We start from the raw sequence: 21,500 nt of genomic DNA, 5'->3' as shown, positions 1-21,500 counted from the left end.
CTGCAGTGCGCCTGATTATCGCTTTTCTGATGGCCTGGTGCCTCAGCCAGGGAGCCGTTGCCGCAACGGCTCCCGATGCCCGCCAAATTGCCCAGGAGCTGGAGCAAGCCAAAGCGGCGAAAAATACGCCGGAACAGGCAGAGATTGTTGAGACGCTGCAAGGCGCGCTGAACGCCCTTGATGAGCGTAAAGGCTCCCTTGAACGTGCCCAGCAGTACCAGGAAGTGATCGACAACTTCCCTAAACTTTCCCGTACCCTTCGCGCCCAGCTCGATAATCTGCGCGACGATCCCCCCTCTGTTTCACCCGGCATGAGCAGCGATGCACTCAACCAGGAGATCCTGCAAGTCAGTAGCCAACTGCTGGAGAAGACGCGCCAGGCGCAGCAGGAGCAGGAGCGCGCGCGGGAGATCAGCGACTCCTTAAGCCAGCTTCCTCAGCAGCAGACCGATGCCCGCCGCCAGGTGACAGAAGTGGAGCGTCGCCTCGGCGCGCAAACCAGCAACTCGGCGCTTGCCCAGGCACAAAATTTTGCCGCTCAGGCAGAGTCAGCAAAGTTGAAAGCACTGGTTGATGAGTTAGAGCTGGCGCAGCTTTCCGCCAACAACCGCCAGGAGCTGGCGCGTATGCGCTCAGAGCTGGCGCAAAAGCAGAGCGAACGACTGGACGCCTATCTGCAAGCACTGCGTAACCAACTCAACAGCCAGCGTCAGCGCGAAGCCGAGCAGGCGCTGGAGAGCACCGAAATGCTGGCGGAAAACAGTGCGAACTTGCCCGCCAATATTGTTGAGCAGTTCCGTATTAACCGCGAACTTTCACAGGCGCTGAATCAGCAGGCACAGCGCATGGATCTGGTTGCCTCACAGCAGCGCCAGGCAACCGGGCAAACGCTACAGGTGCGCCAGGCGCTTACAACTCTGCGCGAGCAGTCCCAGTGGCTCGGCGCATCGAATATGCTCGGCGAAGCGCTGCGCGCCCAGGTGGCTCGTCTGCCGGAGATGCCGAAACCGCAGCAGCTGGATACCGAAATGGCGCAGCTGCGCGTGCACCGCATGCGTTATGAAGATCTCCTCAACAAACAGCCGCAGCTGCGGCAGATTCGCCAGGCGGACGGGAAAGCCCTGACGCCAGAACAAAATCGTATTCTTGAAGCGCAGCTGCGCACCCAGCGTGAACTGCTTAATTCGCTGTTGCAGGGCGGCGACACGCTGATCCTCGAGCTGACCAAACTTAAAGTTTCCAATAGCCAGCTTGAAGATGCGTTAAAAGAGGTGAATGAGGCGACTCACCGCTACCTCTTCTGGACGGCGGATGTCAGCCCGATGGGCTTCTCCTGGCCGCTTGAGATTGTGCAGGATCTGCGCCGCCTGCTGTCACTGAACACCATCAGCCAGTTAGGCAAAGCCAGCGCAATGGTGCTGACCAGCAAAGAGACGCTCTTCCCGCTGTTTGGCGCGCTGATTCTGGTGGGGGTGAGTATTTACTCACGTCGCCACTTCACCCGCTTCCTGGAGCGCTCCAGCGCCCGCGTGGGCAAAGTGACCCAGGATCACTTCTGGCTCACCATGCGTACTGTCTTCTGGTCCATTCTGGTAGCGTCACCGCTGCCGGTGCTGTGGGCAACGCTCGGCTACTGTTTGCAGGAGGCGTGGCCCTATCCGCTGGCGGTAGCGATTGGCGATGGCGTCACCGCCACCGTGCCGCTGCTGTGGGCAGTGATGATCTGTGCAACATTCGCGCGACCAACCGGGCTGTTTGTCGTCCACTTCGGCTGGCCGCGAAACCGCGTGGCGCGCGGGTTACGTTACTACCTGATGAGCATTGGCTTTATCGTGCCGCTGATTATGGCGCTGATCATGTTCGATAACCTGAACGACCGGGAATTCTCCGGCTCGCTCGGGCGACTCTGCTTTATCCTGATTTGCGGTGCGCTGGCGATTGTTACCCTCAGCCTGAAACGCGCTGGTATTCCTCTCTATGTTGATAAGAGCGGAAATGGCGACAATATGGCCAACCACCTGCTGTGGAACCTGCTGCTCTGTGCTCCGCTGTCGGCCATTCTTGCCGCCGCGGTCGGGTATCTGGCAACCGCGCAGGCGTTGCTGGCAAGGCTGGAAACCTCCGTCGCTATCTGGTTCCTGCTGCTGGTGGTCTATCACATTATTCGCCGTTGGATGTTTATCCAGCGTCGCCGTCTGGCCTTTGAGCGCGCACGCCACCGTCGTGCGGAGATTCTCGCCCAGCGCGCACGCGGTGAAGAGGATGCCGCACATCAGCTCAGCACCGAAGGCACCACGGAAATTGACGAGCCGGAGGTCGATCTCGACGCCATCAGCGTACAGTCTCTGCGCCTGGTGCGCTCGATCCTGATGCTGATCGCCCTGCTGTCGGTAATCTTCCTCTGGTCTGAGATCCACTCTGCCTTCGGCTTCCTTGAGAACATTCCGCTTTGGGATGTCACCTCAACGGTACAGGGTGTCGAGAGCCTGGAGCCGATTACCCTCGGCGCGGTGCTGATTGCCATCCTGGTGTTTATCATCACTACCCAGCTGGTGCGCAACCTCCCTGCTTTGCTGGAGCTGGCGCTGTTGCAGCATCTGGATTTGGCGCCAGGAACAGGTTACGCCATCACCACTATCACCAAATATCTGCTGATGCTGTTTGGCGGGCTGGTGGGCTTCTCGATGATTGGTATTGAGTGGTCGAAGTTACAGTGGCTGGTGGCCGCGCTCGGTGTTGGTCTCGGGTTCGGTCTACAGGAGATCTTCGCTAACTTTATCTCCGGCCTGATCATTCTGTTTGAAAAACCGATCCGCATCGGCGATACGGTGACGATCCGCGATTTGACCGGGAGTGTTATGAAGATCAATACCCGAGCGACCACCATCAGCGACTGGGATCGCAAAGAGATTATCGTACCGAACAGAGCTTTTATCACCGAGCAGTTTATCAACTGGTCGCTCTCAGACTCCGTTACGCGCGTAGTATTAACGGTGCCCGCGCCGGTCGATGCCAACAGCGAAGAGGTGACACAGATCCTCTATACCGCAGCCGAGCGCTGTTCGCTGGTGATTGATAATCCGCCGCCGGAAGTGTTCCTGGTCGATTTGCAGCACGGGCTGCAACTGTTTGAGCTGCGCATCTATGCGGCTGAAATGGGCCATCGTATGCCGCTGCGCCACGAAATCCACCAGCTTATTCTGGCAGGCTTCCGTGAACACGGCATCGACCTGCCCTTCCCGCCTTTCCAGATGCGCCTTGAGAGCCTCGACGGTAAACGCGCGGCCAAAACGTTATCTTCATCAGGGAGAAGCAGCCGCCCGGCGGGCAGCCTGTAAGGCTCAAGTGCCGGCTTACCCGGCCTGCGGAGGTGTTACTCTTCAGGCCGGGTAAAGCGTAACCGCCACCCGGCACAAACGTTATTCGCACACTGTGTAGCGCAAGAAAAAACGCCACAGCCAAAAAGCGAAAATGGCAATGAAAAGCAGATACTGAAACCAGTGATGCTGCCTTTTCCATGCCATGAGATAAAAAAAGGGAAAGAAGAGTGGCACGGTAACAGCTAACCCTATATCGCGGATATCATCACTCGCAATGGAAATCATTAGATCACAGATGTTTGTTATATCAACACCATTAATGAGCCACTCTTTATCCTGCGTCGAAACGAGCAGAATGAGAAAAATAGAGAGCCAGAACCAAATAAAACCTAGCGTAAATCCCTTCCAGCGCATCTACTCTCCTCGCATAATTTTCATCAAACTCTCTCTTTTCTCAATAATACGACGACCGTATTCAGTATAGGTTCTTGCAGGTGTGCCAACCTGCGCGTGGAGTGAGTTGATAAAATCCGCATTATCTCTTTCAATACCGCGGTTATATCTTGAGGCCGCTAATATTATCTGCTCATCTGTCAGATGAGAAGTATCACCCTCCGGGTTATCGTGAAGAATAAGATCGCGCAGATGAAAAGCGACAACCCGTATGTTGAAAGGGTTGTCGAGTAAGCATTGTGAAAGCGGGTATTGTTCAAGAAGAGTAAGAGTATCGGGCCTGACACCTATAGTTTGTGCTGCCACCCGCAATTGAATAACCACCGAGCCTACTGACGTCGCGTTGGAATATTTTTTATCAGCCCTGCGCGTAATATTTTCAAATAGCTGCCTGAACTGTAAAACCCCGTTGCTCTTAAACCGCTCTGACGTCCCGCCGACCTCAGCGACCGCAACCCCTGCAAGTAATAGCTCAGGAATTTCAGCCTCTCTGGCAAATTGTACGATCAAGCTTCTGTGGTGAATTAACCATGCTGTTTTATACAGCCAAAGATATGCAGTGCCAGTACCATAATTCCAGTTGTCAGGAAGCACATACCATCTAAGAAAATCAAAACCATTCCAGTGTGGAAAGCCCTCTTTATCGACACGGCAAAACAATAGAGAATCATCCATAATTACCTCGCGTTTACATTAGGCTCTTTTTTTGGAAAAAAATAATATTTTCAAAAAAAGAGAGTTAACGTGATTAACCGCGAGAAAAGAGTCACCACATATACTTATGGATAAGATATTAATAAATGGGATTTATATTTATGAAAATTTAATAAAGGGAAGTGATGCACAGAGGCGAATAATTATCGCCCCTGTTAATTGCACTGATTACGCCCGGTCGACGCTAAACGCCATCACCTCTGCCAGCGTTTCCGCCTGCAGCGCCAGCATCACCAGGCGGTCAACGCCCAGCGCAACGCCGGAGCAGTCCGGCAGACCCGCTTTTAACGCTTCCAGCAAATTATGATCCACCGGCTGCTGCGGCAACCCGCGCGCGGCGCGCTTGCGGTTATCCTGCTCGAAGCGCTGCTGCTGCTCGCGGGCGTCGGTAAGCTCATGGAAGCCGTTCGCCAGCTCAATGCCTTTAAAGTAGACCTCAAACCGCTCTGCGACGCGGTGATCTTCGGTGCTGATCTGCGCCAGTGCCGCCTGGCTTGCCGGGAAGTGGTAAACAAAAGTAGGACGATCTTTGCCGATCTGCGGCTCCACACCCATGGCGAACAGCAGTTGCAGCAGGGTGTCGCGATCCTCTTCCGTATCGGCGATATTGCTTAGATCCAGCTTCGCCGCCACTTCACGCAGCTGCGCTTTATCCGCCGAAAGCGGATCGACCTCCAGATAGCGCTGGAACGCCTGCTGATAGGAGAGGGATTCTGCTGCCGGACACTCGAGCACCTGTTGCAGCAAATCATCTACCTCATTCATCAAACGATACATGTCATAGTGCGGACGATACCATTCGAGCATGGTGAATTCAGGGTTGTGATGACGTCCCATCTCTTCATTACGGAAGCTGCGGCAGAGCTGGAAAACCGGGCCACAGCCCGCGGCCAGCAGGCGCTTCATATGGTATTCGGGGCTGGTCATCAGGTAGAGATTGATGCCCTGAGAGTGGCCAGGGCCAACAAAACGGGTTTCAAACGGGACCAGATGCACATCGGTCACCGTTGCCTGACTCATACAGGGCGTCTCCACCTCCAGTACGCCGCGATCGGCAAAGAAACGGCGAATTTCCGCCATAATTGCCGCGCGTTTCAATAAGTTGGGGATGGATGCGCTCGGCTGCCAGGTTGCCGTCTCGCTCATGGTTCTTTCTCCGATTTCTAACAAGGGCACGAAGTCTACCCGCATCGATCTGCTTAGACAAATTTTGCACAGATAATTTTCATAGCCTGCATCAATAATTAGATAAGTGCTATTTAAGGATGATATCGATCAAGCTGGAAGCGGCATCACACGGAAGAACAGCAAAACACTCGAACACGTCAAATTTCCCCTCAGTCAATATGGATATACTGCCCGCTACCCCAAAAGGAGCAGTGGATCTCTTCCGTAATGAAGGCAAGCGCACCTGGCTTATCGTTGCGGAACAACAATAATCTGGAGGAATGTCGTGCACACCTTTCAAGCCGATATCGCTGTGATTGGCGCAGGCGGAGCAGGATTACGCACCGCGATTGCCGCGGCGCAGGCCCATCCCAACGCTAAAATCGCACTGATTTCAAAAGTCTATCCCATGCGCAGCCACACCGTTGCCGCTGAGGGCGGTTCCGCCGCCGTCGCCCAGGATCATGACAGCTTTGAGTACCATTTCCACGATACCGTTGCAGGTGGTGACTGGCTTTGCGAACAGGATGTTGTCGACTATTTTGTCCATCACTGCCCCACGGAGATGACCCAGCTTGAACAGTGGGGCTGTCCGTGGAGCCGCCGCGAAGACGGCTCGGTCAACGTGCGCCGCTTTGGCGGCATGAAGATTGAGCGCACGTGGTTCGCCGCTGATAAAACCGGCTTCCACATGCTGCACACGCTGTTTCAGACCTCTTTGCAATTCCCACAAATTCAGCGCTTCGACGAACACTTTGTCCTCGATATCCTGGTCGATGACAATCACGTTCGCGGCCTCGTCGCGATGAACATGATGGAAGGTACGCTGATGCAGATCCGCGCCAATGCGGTGGTGATGGCAACCGGCGGCGCAGGCCGCGTTTATCGCTATAACACCAACGGCGGCATCGTTACCGGCGACGGCATGGGGATGGCGCTGTCGCACGGTGTGCCGCTGCGCGATATGGAGTTCGTGCAGTATCACCCGACCGGCCTGCCCGGCTCCGGCATTCTGATGACGGAGGGCTGCCGCGGCGAAGGCGGTATCCTGGTGAATAAAAACGGCTATCGCTACCTGCAGGATTACGGCATGGGGCCGGAAACACCGCTCGGCGAGCCGAAAAACAAATATATGGAGCTTGGCCCACGCGACAAAGTGTCACAGGCCTTCTGGCATGAGTGGCGCAAAGGCAACACCATCTCCACGCCGCGCGGCGATGTGGTGCATCTCGATCTGCGCCATCTTGGCGAGAAGAAGATCAAAGAGCGCCTGCCCTTTATCTGCGAGCTGGCAAAAGCCTATGTCGGCGTCGATCCAATCAAAGAGCCGATTCCGGTGCGCCCGACAGCGCACTACACTATGGGCGGCATTGAGACGGATCAGAATTGCGAATCGCGCATCGCCGGGCTGTTTGCCGTCGGTGAGTGCTCCTCGGTCGGCCTGCACGGCGCTAACCGTCTTGGCTCTAACTCGTTGGCGGAGCTGGTGGTCTTTGGCCGCCTGGCGGGCGAACAGGCAGTTGAACGCGCCTCCACTGCAGGACCGGCAAATGAGGATGCGCTCAATGCGCAGGCCGCTGATGTCGAACAGCGTCTGAAGACGCTGGTGAACCAGAACGGCACCGAGAGCTGGGCGAAGATCCGCGATGAGATGGGCGAATCGATGGAAGAGGGCTGCGGCATTTACCGCACGCCGGAGCTGATGCAGAAAACCGTCGATAAGCTCGCCGAGCTGCAGGAGCGATTTAAACGGGTGCGCATCACCGACACCTCCAGCGTCTTCAACACCGATATTCTCTACACTCTTGAGCTGGGCCACGGCCTGAATGTGGCTGAATGTATGGCCCACTCGGCGCTGGCGCGTAAAGAGTCGCGCGGCGCCCACCAGCGCCTCGATGAAGGCTGCACCGAGCGCGATGACGTTAACTTCCTCAAACATACGCTCGCGTTCCACGAGGCGGACGGCACAACCCGCCTGGAATATAGCGACGTGAAAATCACCACGCTGCCACCGGCGAAACGCGTCTACGGGGCAGAAGCGGAGTCGGGTGAGAAGAAGGAGACGAACAATGTCTGAGATGAAGAACCTGAAGATTGAAGTGGTGCGCTATAACCCGGAGGTCGACAACGCGCCGCACAGCGCCTTCTACGACGTACCTTACGATGAAGCCACCTCGCTGCTCGATGCGCTGGGCTATATCAAAGATAACCTCGCGCCCGATCTCAGCTACCGCTGGTCGTGCCGAATGGCAATTTGCGGCTCCTGCGGCATGATGGTCAACAACGTGCCGAAGCTGGCCTGCAAAACCTTCCTGCGCGACTACACCAAAGGGTTGAAAGTCGAGGCGCTGGCCAACTTCCCCATCGAGCGCGATCTGGTGGTCGATATGACCCACTTTATTGAGAGCCTCGAGGGGATTAAGCCCTATATCATCGGCAATACGCGCACACCGGATCAGGGGCCGGGCAAACAGACCCCGGCGCAGATGGCGAAGTACCACCAGTTCTCTGGCTGCATTAACTGCGGTCTCTGCTATGCCGCCTGCCCGCAGTTTGGCCTCAATCCGGAGTTTATCGGCCCGGCGGCGATTACGCTGGCGCACCGCTATAACCTCGACAGCCGCGACCACGGCAAACAAGAGCGCATGGCGCAACTCAACGGCCAGAATGGCGTGTGGAGTTGTACCTTTGTCGGTTACTGCTCGGAAGTGTGTCCAAAGCACGTCGACCCGGCCGCTGCCATTCAGCAGGGCAAGATTGAGAGTTCGAAAGACTTTCTTATCGCCACCCTGAAACCTCGCTAAGGAGTGCATGATGACGACTAAACGTAAGGCCTGGGTTCGCCCCATGCCATCAAGCTGGTGGAAAACGCTGCCGTTTTATCGCTTCTATATGCTGCGCGAAGGGACGGCGATCCCGGCGGTCTGGTTCAGCCTGGAACTGCTGTATGGTCTTTTCGCGCTGAAAAACGGGCCGGAGAGCTGGATGGGCTTTGTCGCTTTCCTGCAAAACCCGGTGGTGCTGCTGCTTAACCTGATCGCGCTGGCGGCGGCGCTGTTGCATACCAAAACCTGGTTCGATCTGGCACCAAAAGCGTCGCTGATTATTGTGAAAGGCGAAAAAATGGGGCCAGAGCCGGTGGTAAAAGGGCTGTGGGTGGTGGCTGCTGTGGTAACAGTGGTTGTGCTGTTTATCGCCCTCTTCTGGTGAGGAATTAATGATGATTAACCCAAATCCAAAACGTTCTGACGAACCGATGTTCTGGGGGCTGTTTGGCGCAGGCGGTATGTGGAGCGCCATCTTCGCGCCGGTGATGATCCTGCTGGTCGGCCTGCTGCTGCCGCTCGGTCTCTTCCCCGGCGAGGCGCTGAACTACGAGCGCGTTATCGCATTTGCTCAGAGCTTCATTGGCCGCGCCTTTCTCTTCCTGATGATTGTGCTGCCGGTCTGGTGTGGGCTGCACCGCATCCACCACATGATGCATGATTTGAAAGTGCATCTGCCCCAGGGCAAATGGATTTTCTACGGCCTCGCAGCGATTATTAGTGTCGTTGCGTTAGTCGGTGTGATTTTCCTGTAAAAGCTGTCGCTCTCCTGCACGCGCAGGAGAGCAAATTTCCCGCCATCTTCTACACTTACGTAAAAGCCAGGAGGGAGAATACCATGCGTTTACTGCCTATCTTCGCAGCGGTCACCGCTGCTTTTTTAGTCACGGCCTGCAGCACACCCACGCCGCCAAAAGGCGTTACCGTGGTGCAGAATTTCGATACGCAACGCTACTTAGGGAAATGGTACGAGATTGCCCGCTTCGATCACCGCTTTGAGCGTGGTCTGGAGCGCGTTACCGCCACCTACAGCCTGCGCGACGATGGCGGCTTAACCGTTGTCAATCGGGGTTATAACCCGGATCGCGGCAAATGGCAGGAGTCGGTCGGGAAAGCCTACTTCACTGGCGACCCGCGCACCGCGTCGCTGAAAGTCTCCTTCTTCGGCCCGTTCTATGGCGGCTATAACATCATCTCGCTGGATAAAGAGTATCGCCATGCGCTGATCTGCGGCCCGGATCGCGACTACCTGTGGATCCTCTCCCGCACGCCAACCATTTCGGCCGAGGTGAAAGAGAAGATGCTGGCAGACGCGACCCGTCAGGGCTTCGAAGTGAACAAGCTGATCTGGGTCGATCAGCCCCATTAATGGGCGCTGAGTTTTAACCCAATAATGCCGGCCACAATCAGACAGAGGCTAACGATACGCGCCAGGCTTGCGGACTCGCCGAGTAATACAATGCCGGCGATGGCCGCACCAACGGCGCCAATGCCGGTCCAGACCGCATAGGCGGTGCCGACCGGCAGCGTTTTCATTGCCCATGAGAGCAGCACGACGCTGACGAGCATTGCCACGACGGTAATAATGCTGGGGGTGATGCGGGTAAAACCGTGGGTATATTTCAGGCCGATGGCCCACACCACTTCAAGCAGACCGGCGATGACAAGAATAAACCAGGACATTTTTGGCTCCAGTGCGGGGCCGTCCCCGAATTAACGTGACGCTGTCGGGTCGTCCCGCCAGCCAGGTGAAGAGAGAGAGATTTTCCCCTCTTTGACGGCGGATTTCAACCCCGCAATCCCTCATTCAGATTCAGGAAGTTAAGGCAAGAAATAGCCCCTCTTCGCAGCGGAATTCAGGCATTTATTCCTCATATGCACCGAATATGATGAATCGCTTTCCTGGGTTCAGGAAGCCGTGCGCCCCTCTCTGACTGCGAAGAAAAATATGTTCAAAATGCTTGTGATTGACCGCTGTTACTTCACCCGCTCAGGGATGGAATCCTGGCTCAATCAAACCGATCTCTTTCCCGCCTCTTTCCTTGTCACCGCTCTGCATAATTTGATGCTGGCGAAAGAGCATATTGTGCAGTGGCAGCCGGATTTGGTGATTATTGATTTACACAGCTTTAAAGATGAAATTCATCATATTCAACAGCTTGCTTCCCTCTTCTCGGTGTGCGGCGCCTCCTGCCAGGTAATGCTGCTGGAGTCCGGCTACGACACGCAGCTATCGGCGTTTTGCGCGCAGTTTCCCATCGCGGCGATTTTGCAAAAAACGGATCCGCTGGAAAAGGTGGCGCAGGCTATTGACACCATGATGCAGGCGCGCCCATTCAGGCCGGCACGGCGAGTCGTGGCGCCATTATTAACGCGTCAGGAAGAGAAAGTATTAACCCTATGGATGGAAGGCAGGAATAACGCGGCAATTGCAGCCAAGATGAGGATCAACGGAAAGACCGTTTACACCTACAAAAGAAACATTCGCATGAAGTTAGGGATGGGAAACCGCTTTACGCCGTTTTTGTCGCTACCCGAGGCAAACTAACGGTACGGCGCGGGCCGTACCGGCAGTCATCACTGTTGTGCTTTGGTCGCAGCGCCAGAGATTGCGCTACCGCCATCGGAGATATCTTCGCCGACGCCACGGGTGGTGTTACACGCCGTCAGCACGGATGAAAGAACCAGTACAGAAAAGATCGCAACAAATGTCTTCTTAACCATAATATCTTCCTTTTATTGTCAATATCGTTTGTGTATAGCAACTTAAGCATAGACAAATTCCCGCAAAGCGTCGGGAAAAATACGATTTTTAAGACGAGAGGAAGTTATTAACTGGCGGCGTGCGAAATGATATGGCCGAGGGTCTGCACATCTTCGCCGATACCGCGCGCGGTATTACAGCCTGCAAGTAGTGCGCAGCTCATAAGCAGCAGTGAGAGGAGTTTAGCGAGACGTTTCATTATCCGGGCCTCAACGAACCCGCGGCGCAGCAGAGCGCTACGCCGCGGTTGCGCGCATTACTTCACGCGAGATACATATTCGCCGGAGCGGGTATCAACTTTGATCACTTCACCAACCTGTACGAACAGCGGCACTTTCACCACAGCGCCGGTGCTCAGGGTAGCCGGTTTACCACCGGTGCCTGCGGTGTCACCTTTCAGGCCTGGATCGGTATCAACGATTTCCAGTTCAACGAAGTTCGGCGGCGTAACGCTGATCGGCTGGCCGTTCCACAGGGTAACGATGCACTCTGCCTGATCCAGCAGCCATTTTTCGTTGTCGCCAATCGCTTTTTTGTCAGCAGAAAGCTGCTCAAAGGTTTCGTTGTTCATGAAGTGCCAGAACTCACCGTCGTTATAGAGGTAAGTCAGGTTCATATCCACAACGTCCGCGCCTTCAGCCGAGTCGGTAGACTTGAAGGTTTTCTCAACGCGGGTACCGGTCAGCAGACGACGCAGTTTAACGCGTGCGAACGCCTGGCCTTTGCCCGGTTTCACAAATTCGCTGGCCTCAACCGCGTACGGTTCGCCGTCCATCATGATTTTAAGACCGGCACGAAAATCGTTGCTATAGTAAGTCGCCATAAGGCCCTCTGAAATTGTTAACTGGTAGCTTAGCCAAAAAAATGGCACACATTGTAACCCTAAAAACCCCCTCCAGAGAAGATTGGTTATTGCAACTTGCCGATGTAATCACCGATCCCGATGAACTACTACATATTTTAAATATAGAACCTGATGAAGCCCTGCTGCGCGGACGTGAAGCAAAGCGGCTTTTCCCGCTGCGGGTGCCGCGCGCGTTTGTCGCGCGCATGCGCAAAGGCGATGTTAACGATCCGCTGCTGCGTCAGGTACTTACCACCAGCGAAGAGTTTATTTCCGCACCGGGTTACAGCACCGATCCGCTGGATGAACAGAGCAGCGTGGTGCCTGGGCTGCTGCACAAATACCGCAACCGCGCGCTGCTGCTGGTCAAGGGCGGCTGTGCGGTAAATTGCCGCTACTGTTTCCGTCGCCACTTCCCATATGCTGATAACCAGGGCAACAAGCGGAACTGGCAGGGCGCGCTGGATTATATCGCCGCCCACCCGGAGCTGGATGAGATCATCTTCTCCGGCGGCGATCCGCTGATGGCCAAAGATCACGAGCTTGAGTGGCTGATCGCGCAGCTGGAAGCCATTCCACACCTTAAGCGGCTACGGATTCACAGCCGCCTGCCGATTGTGATCCCGGCGCGCATCACCGATACGCTGGTCGCCCGTTTCGCCCGCTCCTCGCTGCAAATTTTGCTGGTGAACCATATCAACCATGCGCAGGAGATTGGCGATGATTTTCGCGCGGCGATGGCGCAGTTACGCCAGGCTGGCGTTACGCTGCTCAACCAGAGCGTGCTACTGCGCGGCGTGAATGACAATGCGCAGACGCTGGCAGATCTCAGCAACGCCTTATTTGACGCGGGCGTACTACCTTACTATCTGCATGTGCTGGATCGGGTTGAGGGCGCGGCGCACTTTATGGTGAGCGACGAAACGGCGCGGGAGATTATGCGTGAGCTGCTGACGCTGGTGTCGGGGTATATGGTGCCGAAGCTGGCGCGAGAGATTGGCGGTGAACCGAGTAAGACGCCGCTGGATCTGCAACTGCGGCAACAGTAAAAAAAGCACGGTCGCGAAATACGCAACGCGACCGTGAAAAAAGCGCTTGCACGGGAAACAAGCGCGTGTCGGAACTTAAAATGTCTCCCAGCCCTCATCAGCGCCGCCGGCAGGCGCCAGGCGCACACGCTGTACGGGTGCTTTCACTGTGCTGGCACTGGCGCGAGCCGGCTGCTGGCCCGGTAAACGGAACACATCCACCAGCTGCTGCAGTTTTGTTGCCTGCTCTTCAAGGCTACCCGCAGCCGCCGAGGACTCCTGGACCAGCGAGGCGTTCTGCTGGGTAGTGGTGTCCATCTCAGACATCGCCTGCGCAATCTGCCCGATGCCACGGTTCTGCTCATCAGAAGCAGCGGCAATCTCCTGCATCAAATCCTTCACCTGCATAACGGAGTTGACGATACCGCTCATGGTTTCGCCAGCCAGGTCAACCTGACGGGAACCCTCTTCGACATAGTTCACCGATTCGCTGATTAAGGTTTCAATCTCTTTGGCCGCCTGCGCACTGCGCTGGGCCAGCGAGCGAACTTCGCCTGCTACCACCGCAAAGCCGCGCCCCTGATCCCCTGCCCTTGCCGCTTCTACCGCAGCGTTCAGCGCGAGGATGTTGGTCTGGAAGGCGATGCCGTTAATCACCGAGGTAATTTCAGAGATGCGTTTTGAGCTCTCCATAATATCTTTCATGCGATTTACCGCCACGCTGACTACGGTGCCGCCCTGAGCAGCGGTATCCGACGCGGTAATGGCCAGTTGGCTCGCCTGATGGGCGTTCTCGGCGTTCTGTTTCACCGTCGAGCTGAGCTCCTCCATGCTGGCAGCCGTTTCAACAACTGCTGCCGACTGCTGTTCAGTACGTGCCGAGAGTTCGTTATTGCCTAACGCAATCTCATTCGCTGCCGTGTTCACCGAGCTTGAGGCGGCACGCACCATCTTCAGTGACTCAGCAACACGCTCGACCAGCAGGTTAAACGCGGCAACCGCACGGCCAATCTCATCCATCCGCCCGGTTGTCAGCGCCTGGCTCAGATCCAGCTTCTCGCTGATATTTTCCATGCCATCGCGCATATCGTTAAGACGACGCTTGATGTTAAGCACGGTAAAAAGACCAAACAGACCGAGAGCCAGGGTCGTGACCAGCGTGGCGGTAATGGATAACACTATTGAGCGATTAATTAAGCTGGAGTTAGCAGAGACGGCGTCATTTACCAGCTTGCCGTTATAAGCAACCTGATCGGTAAAGTCGTTAATTAATATGGCAATACTATCGGCAACTGGCCCACCTTTACGCATAGCCTGAATAATGGCAGCCCGGTCATTACCTTCTGAGACTTTAAAAAATTGATCCATCACTGCGCGAAACTTTTCTAAATCGCCCAGCGTTTTATTTGACAGTTCTTGATCGTGTTGATCAGAAACCAGATCTTTAAGGTAACCCTGGTGCATGGCGTAAACGTCGTCATACAATTTTAATGCGTTCTGTTTGATTTCCGCCATCGTGGCGGGTTCTTCCGTCAGACCGTGAACGAAGAGCTGGCCGCGGATCGTCAGCACTTTCAGCATCTCTCTGTTCATCATGTCGAGGCTGGGTAAGGTATTTTCTTTAAAGTTCGTTTGCGACTCACCCAGTTTCGATAAAGAAAATATCGCAATCAGGTTTGTGCCGATGAGGCTTATAATCAGTAACGAGAAAGCAAGTAACAATCTCTTTGTAATATTCATTGGTAACTCCCGACACTTCATGCAATTAATAGTATTGTTTTTTTTCACACTCCTTCGCGCTTTGTCCTGATGTGAGTATCGGCAGCGAAAAATATTACTTTACCTCGATATATCCTCTTTTTTAGAAAAAATAAAATTCGCAGAATTATAATTAAAAAAAGCACCATCCTTAAGAAAACTTAATATTCAGCAAGGAGAAATGTAATTAGCAGCAAAATTATTATCGTCTTATTTACAAGCAGCGAATAAATAGCAGAGTGCGAAAAATAGCGGCTGTTTCAGTGCGCCCGCCATTGCTAACGGGCGCAAGGGAAGGGATCAGTTAGGGCACTTGTAAACCTGCGCATTCATTTCGCTGGCGGTCGGGACAAAGCTCGACAGCAGGCCCTGCGTCGGGCTGCTCACATTGTAAAGGACGTTACCGCCCATTGCGGCGGCCTGGTTACGCAGGGCGTTTGCTGCGCCGCGCATTGAGCCGCCCTCTTCGCCATGCTGGCCAGAGAGCCAGTTGCTCTGCTTGCCGCTGGCGGTGCCGAGATAGTGACACTGCGCGGCCGGTTTATCTTCCACAAAGCGCACGTTCTGGCCGCCTGGGGTCAGATCATTACTGCTGCTGCAGCCTGCCAACAGAAACGCTGCGCCAACCATCCCCGCCAAATATTTTACCGACATGTCATTCCCCGTAATCAATGAGCTGGACGCGGTTCGTCCGTGTTTAAACCTTATACTAAAAAGATGACTAAAAGAAAAATGCCGCCATCGCAGGTCACAGAAATCAGCGAAAATTGCAAAAAAGCCCCGCCAGTTACGGCAGGGCTTGCAGAGATTAACAGCCATCAAACTTGTACGGTGGGCCGGACGAGGTTGTTCCGACGGTTTCCACATTCACGCTGCCCTGCTGGTCAACGTTAAGTTTAAAGACGTGCCACAACGTATTGCGCTGCGATCCGCTGGCGTTTTCCACCGCCCAGTTCCAGCTGCGGCCATCTGACAAGGAGAGCGTAACCTTCGCTCCCGTCATCAGTGGGCCGGTTGCCGGCTGGCTGTTATGTACCGAGTAACAGTATGAGCCCGGATGGAAGTTGCCAATCGAGACGGTTTCCGGACCATAACCATTGCGCACATCATTCTCCAGCCCTGCTTCTGCACCCACCGGGTGCGTCGTCATGTAGTAGACATGCTGCCTGGCGCCGCCGGGATTGCTCGCTTTTGGCGGTACAATCAGGTGCGCGTCGAGATTCGCCGGCGTGGCGTTCCAGCTCACGACAATTTTCGCCACAGCCCCCTTCAGGCGGTGCGTCAGGGTAAAGTCCTGGGCAAAGAGTGTTCCTCTGACCACCGTCATCGTGGTCTGCAACGGGAAGTAGCCTGGTGCGGTAACCTCAACATAGTAGCTTCCTGACAATACATTAATGCTGTAACTGCCGTTACTGTTAGCCTGAGTAGAATAGGCAGGCTGCGCATCGCCTTTGCTATGAAAAAGGTTAATCTCAGCGCCGGGTACGACAACCGGTGCAGGGTTGCTGTAGCCCCATACCGCCTGTGCTCCCCAGACTCCGCCACGCAGGTTGACCTGCTGCGGATGGAAACTCACCGTTTTATCCGCATCAATGCTGACGCCGTTATTGAGCGACGCGGAAACCTGCACGTTCATCACATCGGTGGTAGTGCTCTCAAGCAGGGCAGCGGCAATACCATCATCGTTGGTCACGCTCAGGCTGTTGATGGTGGCAGCAACACCTTTGTCCTGGAGCCACTGCACCGTCGCACCGCTGACAGGGTTGTTGTTGATATCTTTCACCAGCGCGTTGAAGGTAAAGCTGTCTGTTCCGTTGGCGGTTTTATCGGTTGTAGACCCTTGTAGCGTGACGCTCGCCAGCGCAGCGGTCGAGATATCGCCGACAAAGTCGACCGCTTTACTGGCCGAGGTTCCCGCCACGCGGGCCGTCACGGTAAATCGTCCGGCGCGCAGGCTATTAACGCTGGTGGTCACCTCACCATCCAGATTGCTTACGCCCTGCGTGCGAGTCAGCACCGCGCCCGCACTGACGGTGAAATCAACCGTGATGCCGCTAAGCCGGTTCCCCTTCACATCGGTCACCGTTGCCGAGAGGCTATTGACTGCTTTTCCGTTTGCCACTGCGCCGTTGCTCTCAATCAGCAGGTTGGCATCAGAGATTTGCGCCGTAACCACATCGGCGATAAATAGCGTGGATTTGCTCAGAGTGTTGCCATTTACCGTTGCTGTCACCGTATAGAGACCGGCAATGTCACTGACCACCGTGGTTTGCGCCTGCCCATCCGGCCCGGTGATGGCGCTCGTTGCAGCAAGGGTTGCGCCTGGCGAAACGCTAAAGTTGACTGTTACGCCGGGGATTGGGTTGTCATTAGCATCGACAACGGTAGCCGTGACGCCATTCGGCGCGATACCGTTAGCGATAGCGCCATCGGGTGAGATTTGCAGATTTTCATTCGGCAGCTGTGCGGTTGTGCTGTCAGCAATAAAGCGGGTGCTCACCTGCACGGCTTGTGGCGTGCCGACAAGTTTCGCCGTGGCGTTAAAGGTTCCTGCCCGGCGGCTGGTTAAGGTGGTTTCCGCCACGCCCTGTGCATCGGTCAGTGCCTGCGCGGGTAAAACACTGACCGGACTGTCGGGAATGAACTGTATCGCCATGCCCGGGACCGGGTTGCCAAGTGCATCGGCTACCCTGACTCTCATAACGCTGCCCGCCTGGCCATTGGCCAGCGCATCTTGCGCCACGCGGCTCTCGATAAAGCGAGCAGTCTGGCGATCGACGCTGAAATTAACAGTTTGCGTCAGCGCCTGACCATTAACCGTTGCGGTAACCTGCGTTGCCACCGCACGCGTATGGGTCAGTAACAACGTGGCCTGACCACGTGCATCGGTTACTACCGCGCTGCCGCCAATCAGCGTCGCGCCGTTATCTACCGAGAACCCTACCGCATAGTTTACAAGTGGATTGCCATAGCGATCGGCAACCGTCGCACGTACTTGATTGGTCTGCTTTCCATTTGCCAGTGCGTTATCGGTAATAGTGTCAAACGCATAGAGCGTAGCGGTGGAGGTATCGGCAATAAATTTCACCTGCGCGCTACTGCCATTCCCGTTGCGTAAAGTGGCGGAAACCACGCCTTCACCCGCAACGCGGCTCTTCAGCTTCACCGTCGCCAAACCCTGTTTGTCGCTCACTACGCTGAGCGCCGTATCATCCTGGCTTTGGTTGTTAAACAGCGTTGCCGCCGCTTTACCTTTACTGTCGGCAAGCTGAGCAACATGAAACGTTACCTGCTGCCCGGCGACCGGTTGCCCCTCCTTCACTACCCTGGCCGTCAGAGTAAAAGCCTGCTGGTTATCAGCCAGTTGGGGTATCCCGGGTGTAATTGCGATTGGCGTGACCGTTTCACTGGCTCGCAGCACACGGATGGTGGTGGTCACTGGCGTGGCGCGGTTGCCATTTTTATCGACGCCAACGGCGGTCAACACATACTCCTGTGCGGCATCGAGCTGGCTGCGCGTGTTGCGATAGGCCGGAACCTGCACCAGCAGGGCAGTCAGCGCTGGCTGCTTCCAGCTGCCGCCGTTGGCGGTAAAATTCGCCGAGGCACTCCACTCAATGCGATCAAGGCCATACTTCGCTTTGCTAATCGTCACCGGTATAGTCAGCGTCGTTCCCGCTTCCGCGGTCATCTGTGAGGGGAGTGAGAGCGCCACCAGCGGTTGCTTGCGGTACTGCATCACGATGTTGTAATTGCGATCGACGAGAGCATATTTGCTGCCAACCAGACTGCGGTGCAGGTCGACATTGTCACCTGAGAGCTGCCGCCAAAGCGGCACGCCGAAGCGGTAGTTAAGCGCCATATCGAGGCGTGTATCCTGGCTGTCGCCAAAGGTGCGCTCGCCGGAGAGCGTCAGTAATGGAAACGGTGTGTAGTTAAGGCCGAGCGTGACCGCATAGGGGTTACGTTGCAGATCGTCCGGCCCGCTGGCGGGCGTTAAGGCGATGCCTTTGCCAAAGTAGTGCTCATATTTCAGCTTCGCGCCCCACTGCGGGTGTGTCGGTAACCAGCCGTCGAGGCGTAGGTCAAACCCATTCGCTGGCCGCTCGTCATACTCTTTCATGCCGTTAAGCGTCGAGGCGTGCCAGCCGGTCAGGCCGTAATAGGCGTTGGCTGAGAGCTTGAGGAAATCGGCCCAGGCCTCGCCACCGATACCAAGGCGCGCATTCTTGCCGCTGTAGTCATAATCATAAAACGCATTGATGCCCAGCATGCCGCCCGCAACCTGGTGACGGTAGCCCAGCCCAACATTGCCAATATGGCGCGCATCGCTTTTGCGCAGCCCCCACTGGCTGAACACCAACTGCCGCTCACTCTCCAGCAGCGGCAACAGCAGATCGCCGCTAATCGCCCCTTTGCTGTCCAGCGAGGCACTCACGCTGCCCTTTTGATCCAGCCAGTCGCTAAGTTGTTGGTTGATAACCCCTTCGCCCAGGCTGCGGGCGAAGGCAAAGGAGGAGCGGCTGACATCTTCCGACATCAGCAACTGCGCGGCCTGCGCCGCTTTTGGTGCCAGCCACGCATCTGCATTAGCCGGTTCTGCCTCCTGCTGCACCTGCACATTCAGTGACGGCAGGGGCGGATTATTTTGCGGCTTAGGCGAAACCGCGTGAGATAGCATTCTGGGTTCACTGATAAGCGCCTGCAGCCCGGCCATGGTTTCATCCATGCTGTGATAATCGGCATATTCTGTTGCCTGCGCCGCAGACGTAAAGGGAAAAAAGAGTGGATTACATAACTGGAGCGCGATTATTCCCCACACGGTTCCACGCTTCCAGCCAGGAAGTTGTTTCGTTTTCATTATTAGATCATCAAGGAAAAACACGAAAAAGCCGTTTTTAAAAACGGCATGCAAATTAGAAAGCGGTGATAGATTTGTTAGATATTGGCCAGGTTTCGCATCTTTTCTTTAACTATTTGGTAACTCGTGTAGTGCGCTTTCGCACACAGGGTATCCAGCTTGAGATCGAGCTGCATGGTGTAGATCTCTTTCGCCTCTTTACCCATAATGTTTTTATTAATGTTCAGAAATTTGTAGCCTTCGCCTATTTTTGAGTAGTCACTGGAGTAGTTTTTATAGGTCGCCGTATCCGTGCCGCGGATGAAGTTAAATTTGTCGATACACGCATTATTAGTTGATGCAATAACGATTCCATCGAAAAAAGGCGATTTACGTTCGGTCGCCACGCCTTGCACCGCGTTTACGCTACTGACGTTGGCTGCCGAATCGCCTTTTCTTTGCTGGCTCGCGTTGCCTGCACAGGCTGAGAGAAGACATACGCACGCGCTGCTTAATATAATGGCATTTAATTTATTCATTTTATTTTTCCCCTTAAAATTAAACCGTTACTAAAATAGCCAGGTTTTAAACGTGCGAATGCCGTGAGGATATACCTATCCACACTGCTCGCGCCTTATAGGGTTAAATGATAAAATTGCGCGCGTGTTTTTAGCTATTTATATCGGAACATTAAACACAAACAACATAAATTATCGCTATATAAGTCACTTTCAGCGCAACGCACAATTAATATAAAAAAAATAATAACAAAATCCCGGTCTTTTCGGGAAAATTATCTGGTAAATTGTCGGGATGCGTCTCTTAAATCTGAAAAAAATCGGCTTTATTTATTGACAAAATAGGTAGCATCGACAATATGGTTACATTTTCCAGACAGCCTCACAATTCTGACTGTAGGTGTTCAATTAACAGGATATAAAAAGAGTTAATTAATTTCATTATTACAGAAGTATCTAACGTCTTCTTTTTAATTTATTCCATGATGAAAGGCATCATGAAAGGTATAAACATGCTCTTTATTATAGATAAGGAAATCTATTTCAGACCCGCCGATGGTGCAATATGGAGCGCGGGTGCTGAAAATGAAAAACGGTATTTAACGCTCGCCAGCAGTCGTTTACTCGTCTTTTTTATTGAGCATCGCGGCGAAATCGTTACCCGCGATGCAATTTTTCAGGCCGTCTGGGAACGGTATGGCCTGCACTCCACCAACAACACCCTCAATCAGTACATCTCGCTGTTGCGTAGAACGATGACAGACTTTGGCTTAGGCTCATACGTGATTAAAACCATCCCCAAAACCGGCTTTGTATTCAGCCGCGATTTTTCCGTTATCGCCGTCACGGACAAGTGTGATGCGCCAGTGCCACCCGCCCATGAGTCTCTGACAACACGCAGACAGTATGGCGCGCTGGCGCTGCTGGTCCTGTTTATGCTGTGCGCATTTATGCTCTTTGGCCTGTGGCAGAGCCGTACCCTTAGCGCGCCGCTTCCTGAATTTGGCAAAAGTGTCGTGACGTTCACCCAGTGCGATTTTTTCCCGACGGAGAGTGAAGAAGAATCACGTTTGCTGGCGTCGAGTGACAAACTCAAATTTATGACACTGGTGGACGACCTGGCCGTTGAGCAGGAGCAAAGCGGCGAGAAAACGCCGCTGGTCTGTCCGGTCAACCCACCTGCGGGCTAAAACGCAGGCAAAAAAAAGAGCGGGCCGAAAGCCCGCTCCTCTTCGTCAAACGCGCGCCTGGTTTCCCGGGCACGTTTCC

20 protein-coding genes are annotated in these 21,500 nt (G+C 54.6%); 9 read left to right on the top strand and 11 right to left on the bottom strand.

Going from position 1 to position 21,500, the window contains the following annotated elements:
• Positions 1-5: 5 nt before the first annotated feature.
• Entirely contained in the window at positions 6-3,338 is a 3,333-nt protein-coding gene (gene mscM, locus HF650_RS02600) for a miniconductance mechanosensitive channel MscM (protein ID WP_187801058.1), read from the top strand.
• 81 nt (positions 3,339-3,419) lie between these two features.
• Here the strand turns inward: mscM and HF650_RS02595 are convergent, their stop codons facing one another.
• From HF650_RS02595 to epmA, 3 genes are all read right to left on the bottom strand, one after another.
• Positions 3,420-3,734 (bottom strand): YjeO family protein, encoded by a 315-nt coding sequence (locus HF650_RS02595; RefSeq protein WP_187801057.1) that lies wholly within the window; start codon positions 3,732-3,734, stop codon positions 3,420-3,422.
• On the bottom strand, positions 3,735-4,448 hold the full coding sequence (locus HF650_RS02590) for a hypothetical protein (RefSeq protein WP_187801056.1): 714 nt from the start codon (positions 4,446-4,448) through the stop codon (positions 3,735-3,737).
• A gap of 207 nt (positions 4,449-4,655) precedes the next feature.
• Positions 4,656-5,633, bottom strand: coding sequence for an elongation factor P--(R)-beta-lysine ligase (gene epmA / locus HF650_RS02585; protein ID WP_187801055.1), 978 nt, complete (start codon positions 5,631-5,633; stop codon positions 4,656-4,658).
• Positions 5,634-5,940: 307 nt separating this feature from the next.
• Between epmA and frdA the strand changes: the two genes are divergently transcribed.
• The 5 genes from frdA (at position 5,941) to HF650_RS02560 (ending at position 9,848) form a co-directional block, all read left to right on the top strand.
• Complete coding sequence (gene frdA / locus HF650_RS02580) at positions 5,941-7,731, top strand: fumarate reductase (quinol) flavoprotein subunit (RefSeq protein WP_187801054.1); 1,791 nt, start codon at positions 5,941-5,943, stop codon at positions 7,729-7,731.
• A complete protein-coding gene (locus HF650_RS02575; protein WP_187801053.1) occupies positions 7,724-8,458 on the top strand; it encodes a succinate dehydrogenase/fumarate reductase iron-sulfur subunit in 735 nt (244 codons plus the stop codon). The genes frdA and HF650_RS02575 overlap by 8 nt, the downstream gene beginning before the upstream one ends.
• Before the next feature lie 10 nt (positions 8,459-8,468).
• Entirely contained in the window at positions 8,469-8,864 is a 396-nt protein-coding gene (gene frdC / locus HF650_RS02570; protein WP_054803044.1) for a fumarate reductase subunit FrdC, read from the top strand.
• A 10-nt stretch (positions 8,865-8,874) separates the two neighbouring features.
• The gene (gene frdD / locus HF650_RS02565; protein ID WP_124970454.1) at positions 8,875-9,234 is read left to right on the top strand and encodes a fumarate reductase subunit FrdD; all 360 of its coding nucleotides are present in this window, start codon (positions 8,875-8,877) and stop codon (positions 9,232-9,234) included.
• 83 nt (positions 9,235-9,317) lie between these two features.
• Complete coding sequence (locus tag HF650_RS02560) at positions 9,318-9,848, top strand: lipocalin family protein (protein ID WP_094419182.1); 531 nt, start codon at positions 9,318-9,320, stop codon at positions 9,846-9,848.
• Here the strand turns inward: HF650_RS02560 and sugE are convergent.
• Complete coding sequence (gene sugE / locus HF650_RS02555; protein WP_187801052.1) at positions 9,845-10,162, bottom strand: quaternary ammonium compound efflux SMR transporter SugE; 318 nt, start codon at positions 10,160-10,162, stop codon at positions 9,845-9,847. The genes HF650_RS02560 and sugE overlap by 4 nt on opposite strands.
• Positions 10,163-10,427: 265 nt before the next feature.
• Here sugE and HF650_RS02550 point away from each other — a divergent pair, with 265 nt between their 5' ends.
• Positions 10,428-11,027, top strand: a complete 600-nt coding sequence (locus tag HF650_RS02550; protein ID WP_187801051.1) for a LuxR C-terminal-related transcriptional regulator — start codon at positions 10,428-10,430, stop codon at positions 11,025-11,027.
• Between the two features lie 29 nt (positions 11,028-11,056).
• Here the strand turns inward: HF650_RS02550 and ecnB are convergent, their stop codons facing one another.
• From ecnB to efp, 3 genes are all read right to left on the bottom strand, one after another.
• The gene (gene ecnB / locus HF650_RS02545) at positions 11,057-11,203 is read right to left on the bottom strand and encodes a lipoprotein toxin entericidin B (RefSeq protein ID WP_023478333.1); all 147 of its coding nucleotides are present in this window, start codon (positions 11,201-11,203) and stop codon (positions 11,057-11,059) included.
• A 107-nt stretch (positions 11,204-11,310) separates the two neighbouring features.
• Entirely contained in the window at positions 11,311-11,442 is a 132-nt protein-coding gene (locus tag HF650_RS02540; protein WP_187801050.1) for an entericidin A/B family lipoprotein, read from the bottom strand.
• 57 nt (positions 11,443-11,499) lie between these two features.
• On the bottom strand, positions 11,500-12,066 hold the full coding sequence (efp, locus tag HF650_RS02535; RefSeq protein WP_187801049.1) for an elongation factor P: 567 nt from the start codon (positions 12,064-12,066) through the stop codon (positions 11,500-11,502).
• A 41-nt stretch (positions 12,067-12,107) separates the two neighbouring features.
• Here efp and epmB point away from each other — a divergent pair, with 41 nt between their 5' ends.
• Positions 12,108-13,136 carry an EF-P beta-lysylation protein EpmB gene (gene epmB / locus HF650_RS02530; protein WP_187801048.1) on the top strand — a complete coding sequence of 343 codons (1,029 nt, stop codon included), beginning with the start codon at positions 12,108-12,110 and terminating at the stop codon, positions 13,134-13,136.
• Positions 13,137-13,211: 75 nt separating this feature from the next.
• On the opposite strand, the gene HF650_RS02525 is transcribed toward epmB, so the two are convergent.
• The 4 genes from HF650_RS02525 to HF650_RS02510 all read right to left on the bottom strand — a co-directional run bounded on the left by HF650_RS02525 (position 13,212) and on the right by HF650_RS02510 (position 20,252).
• A complete protein-coding gene (locus HF650_RS02525; protein WP_187801047.1) occupies positions 13,212-14,855 on the bottom strand; it encodes a methyl-accepting chemotaxis protein in 1,644 nt (547 codons plus the stop codon).
• A gap of 318 nt (positions 14,856-15,173) precedes the next feature.
• Entirely contained in the window at positions 15,174-15,527 is a 354-nt protein-coding gene (locus HF650_RS02520) for a DUF4156 domain-containing protein (RefSeq protein WP_187801046.1), read from the bottom strand.
• Between the two features lie 154 nt (positions 15,528-15,681).
• On the bottom strand, positions 15,682-19,734 hold the full coding sequence (locus HF650_RS02515) for an Ig-like domain-containing protein (RefSeq protein WP_187801045.1): 4,053 nt from the start codon (positions 19,732-19,734) through the stop codon (positions 15,682-15,684).
• Positions 19,735-19,811: 77 nt separating this feature from the next.
• A complete protein-coding gene (locus tag HF650_RS02510; protein ID WP_187801044.1) occupies positions 19,812-20,252 on the bottom strand; it encodes a hypothetical protein in 441 nt (146 codons plus the stop codon).
• A 491-nt stretch (positions 20,253-20,743) separates the two neighbouring features.
• Between HF650_RS02510 and HF650_RS02505 the strand changes: the two genes are divergently transcribed.
• Positions 20,744-21,421: a winged helix-turn-helix domain-containing protein gene (locus HF650_RS02505; RefSeq protein WP_187801043.1), complete on the top strand. Its 678-nt coding sequence runs from the start codon at positions 20,744-20,746 to the stop codon at positions 21,419-21,421.
• Positions 21,422-21,500: the final 79 nt, after the last annotated feature.

Origin of the sequence: Kosakonia sp. SMBL-WEM22, from assembly GCF_014490785.1 — a bacterium.
In the GTDB taxonomy this organism is placed as follows: Bacteria; Pseudomonadota; Gammaproteobacteria; order Enterobacterales; family Enterobacteriaceae; genus Kosakonia.
This window is presented reverse-complemented; position numbering and strand designations above follow the sequence as displayed.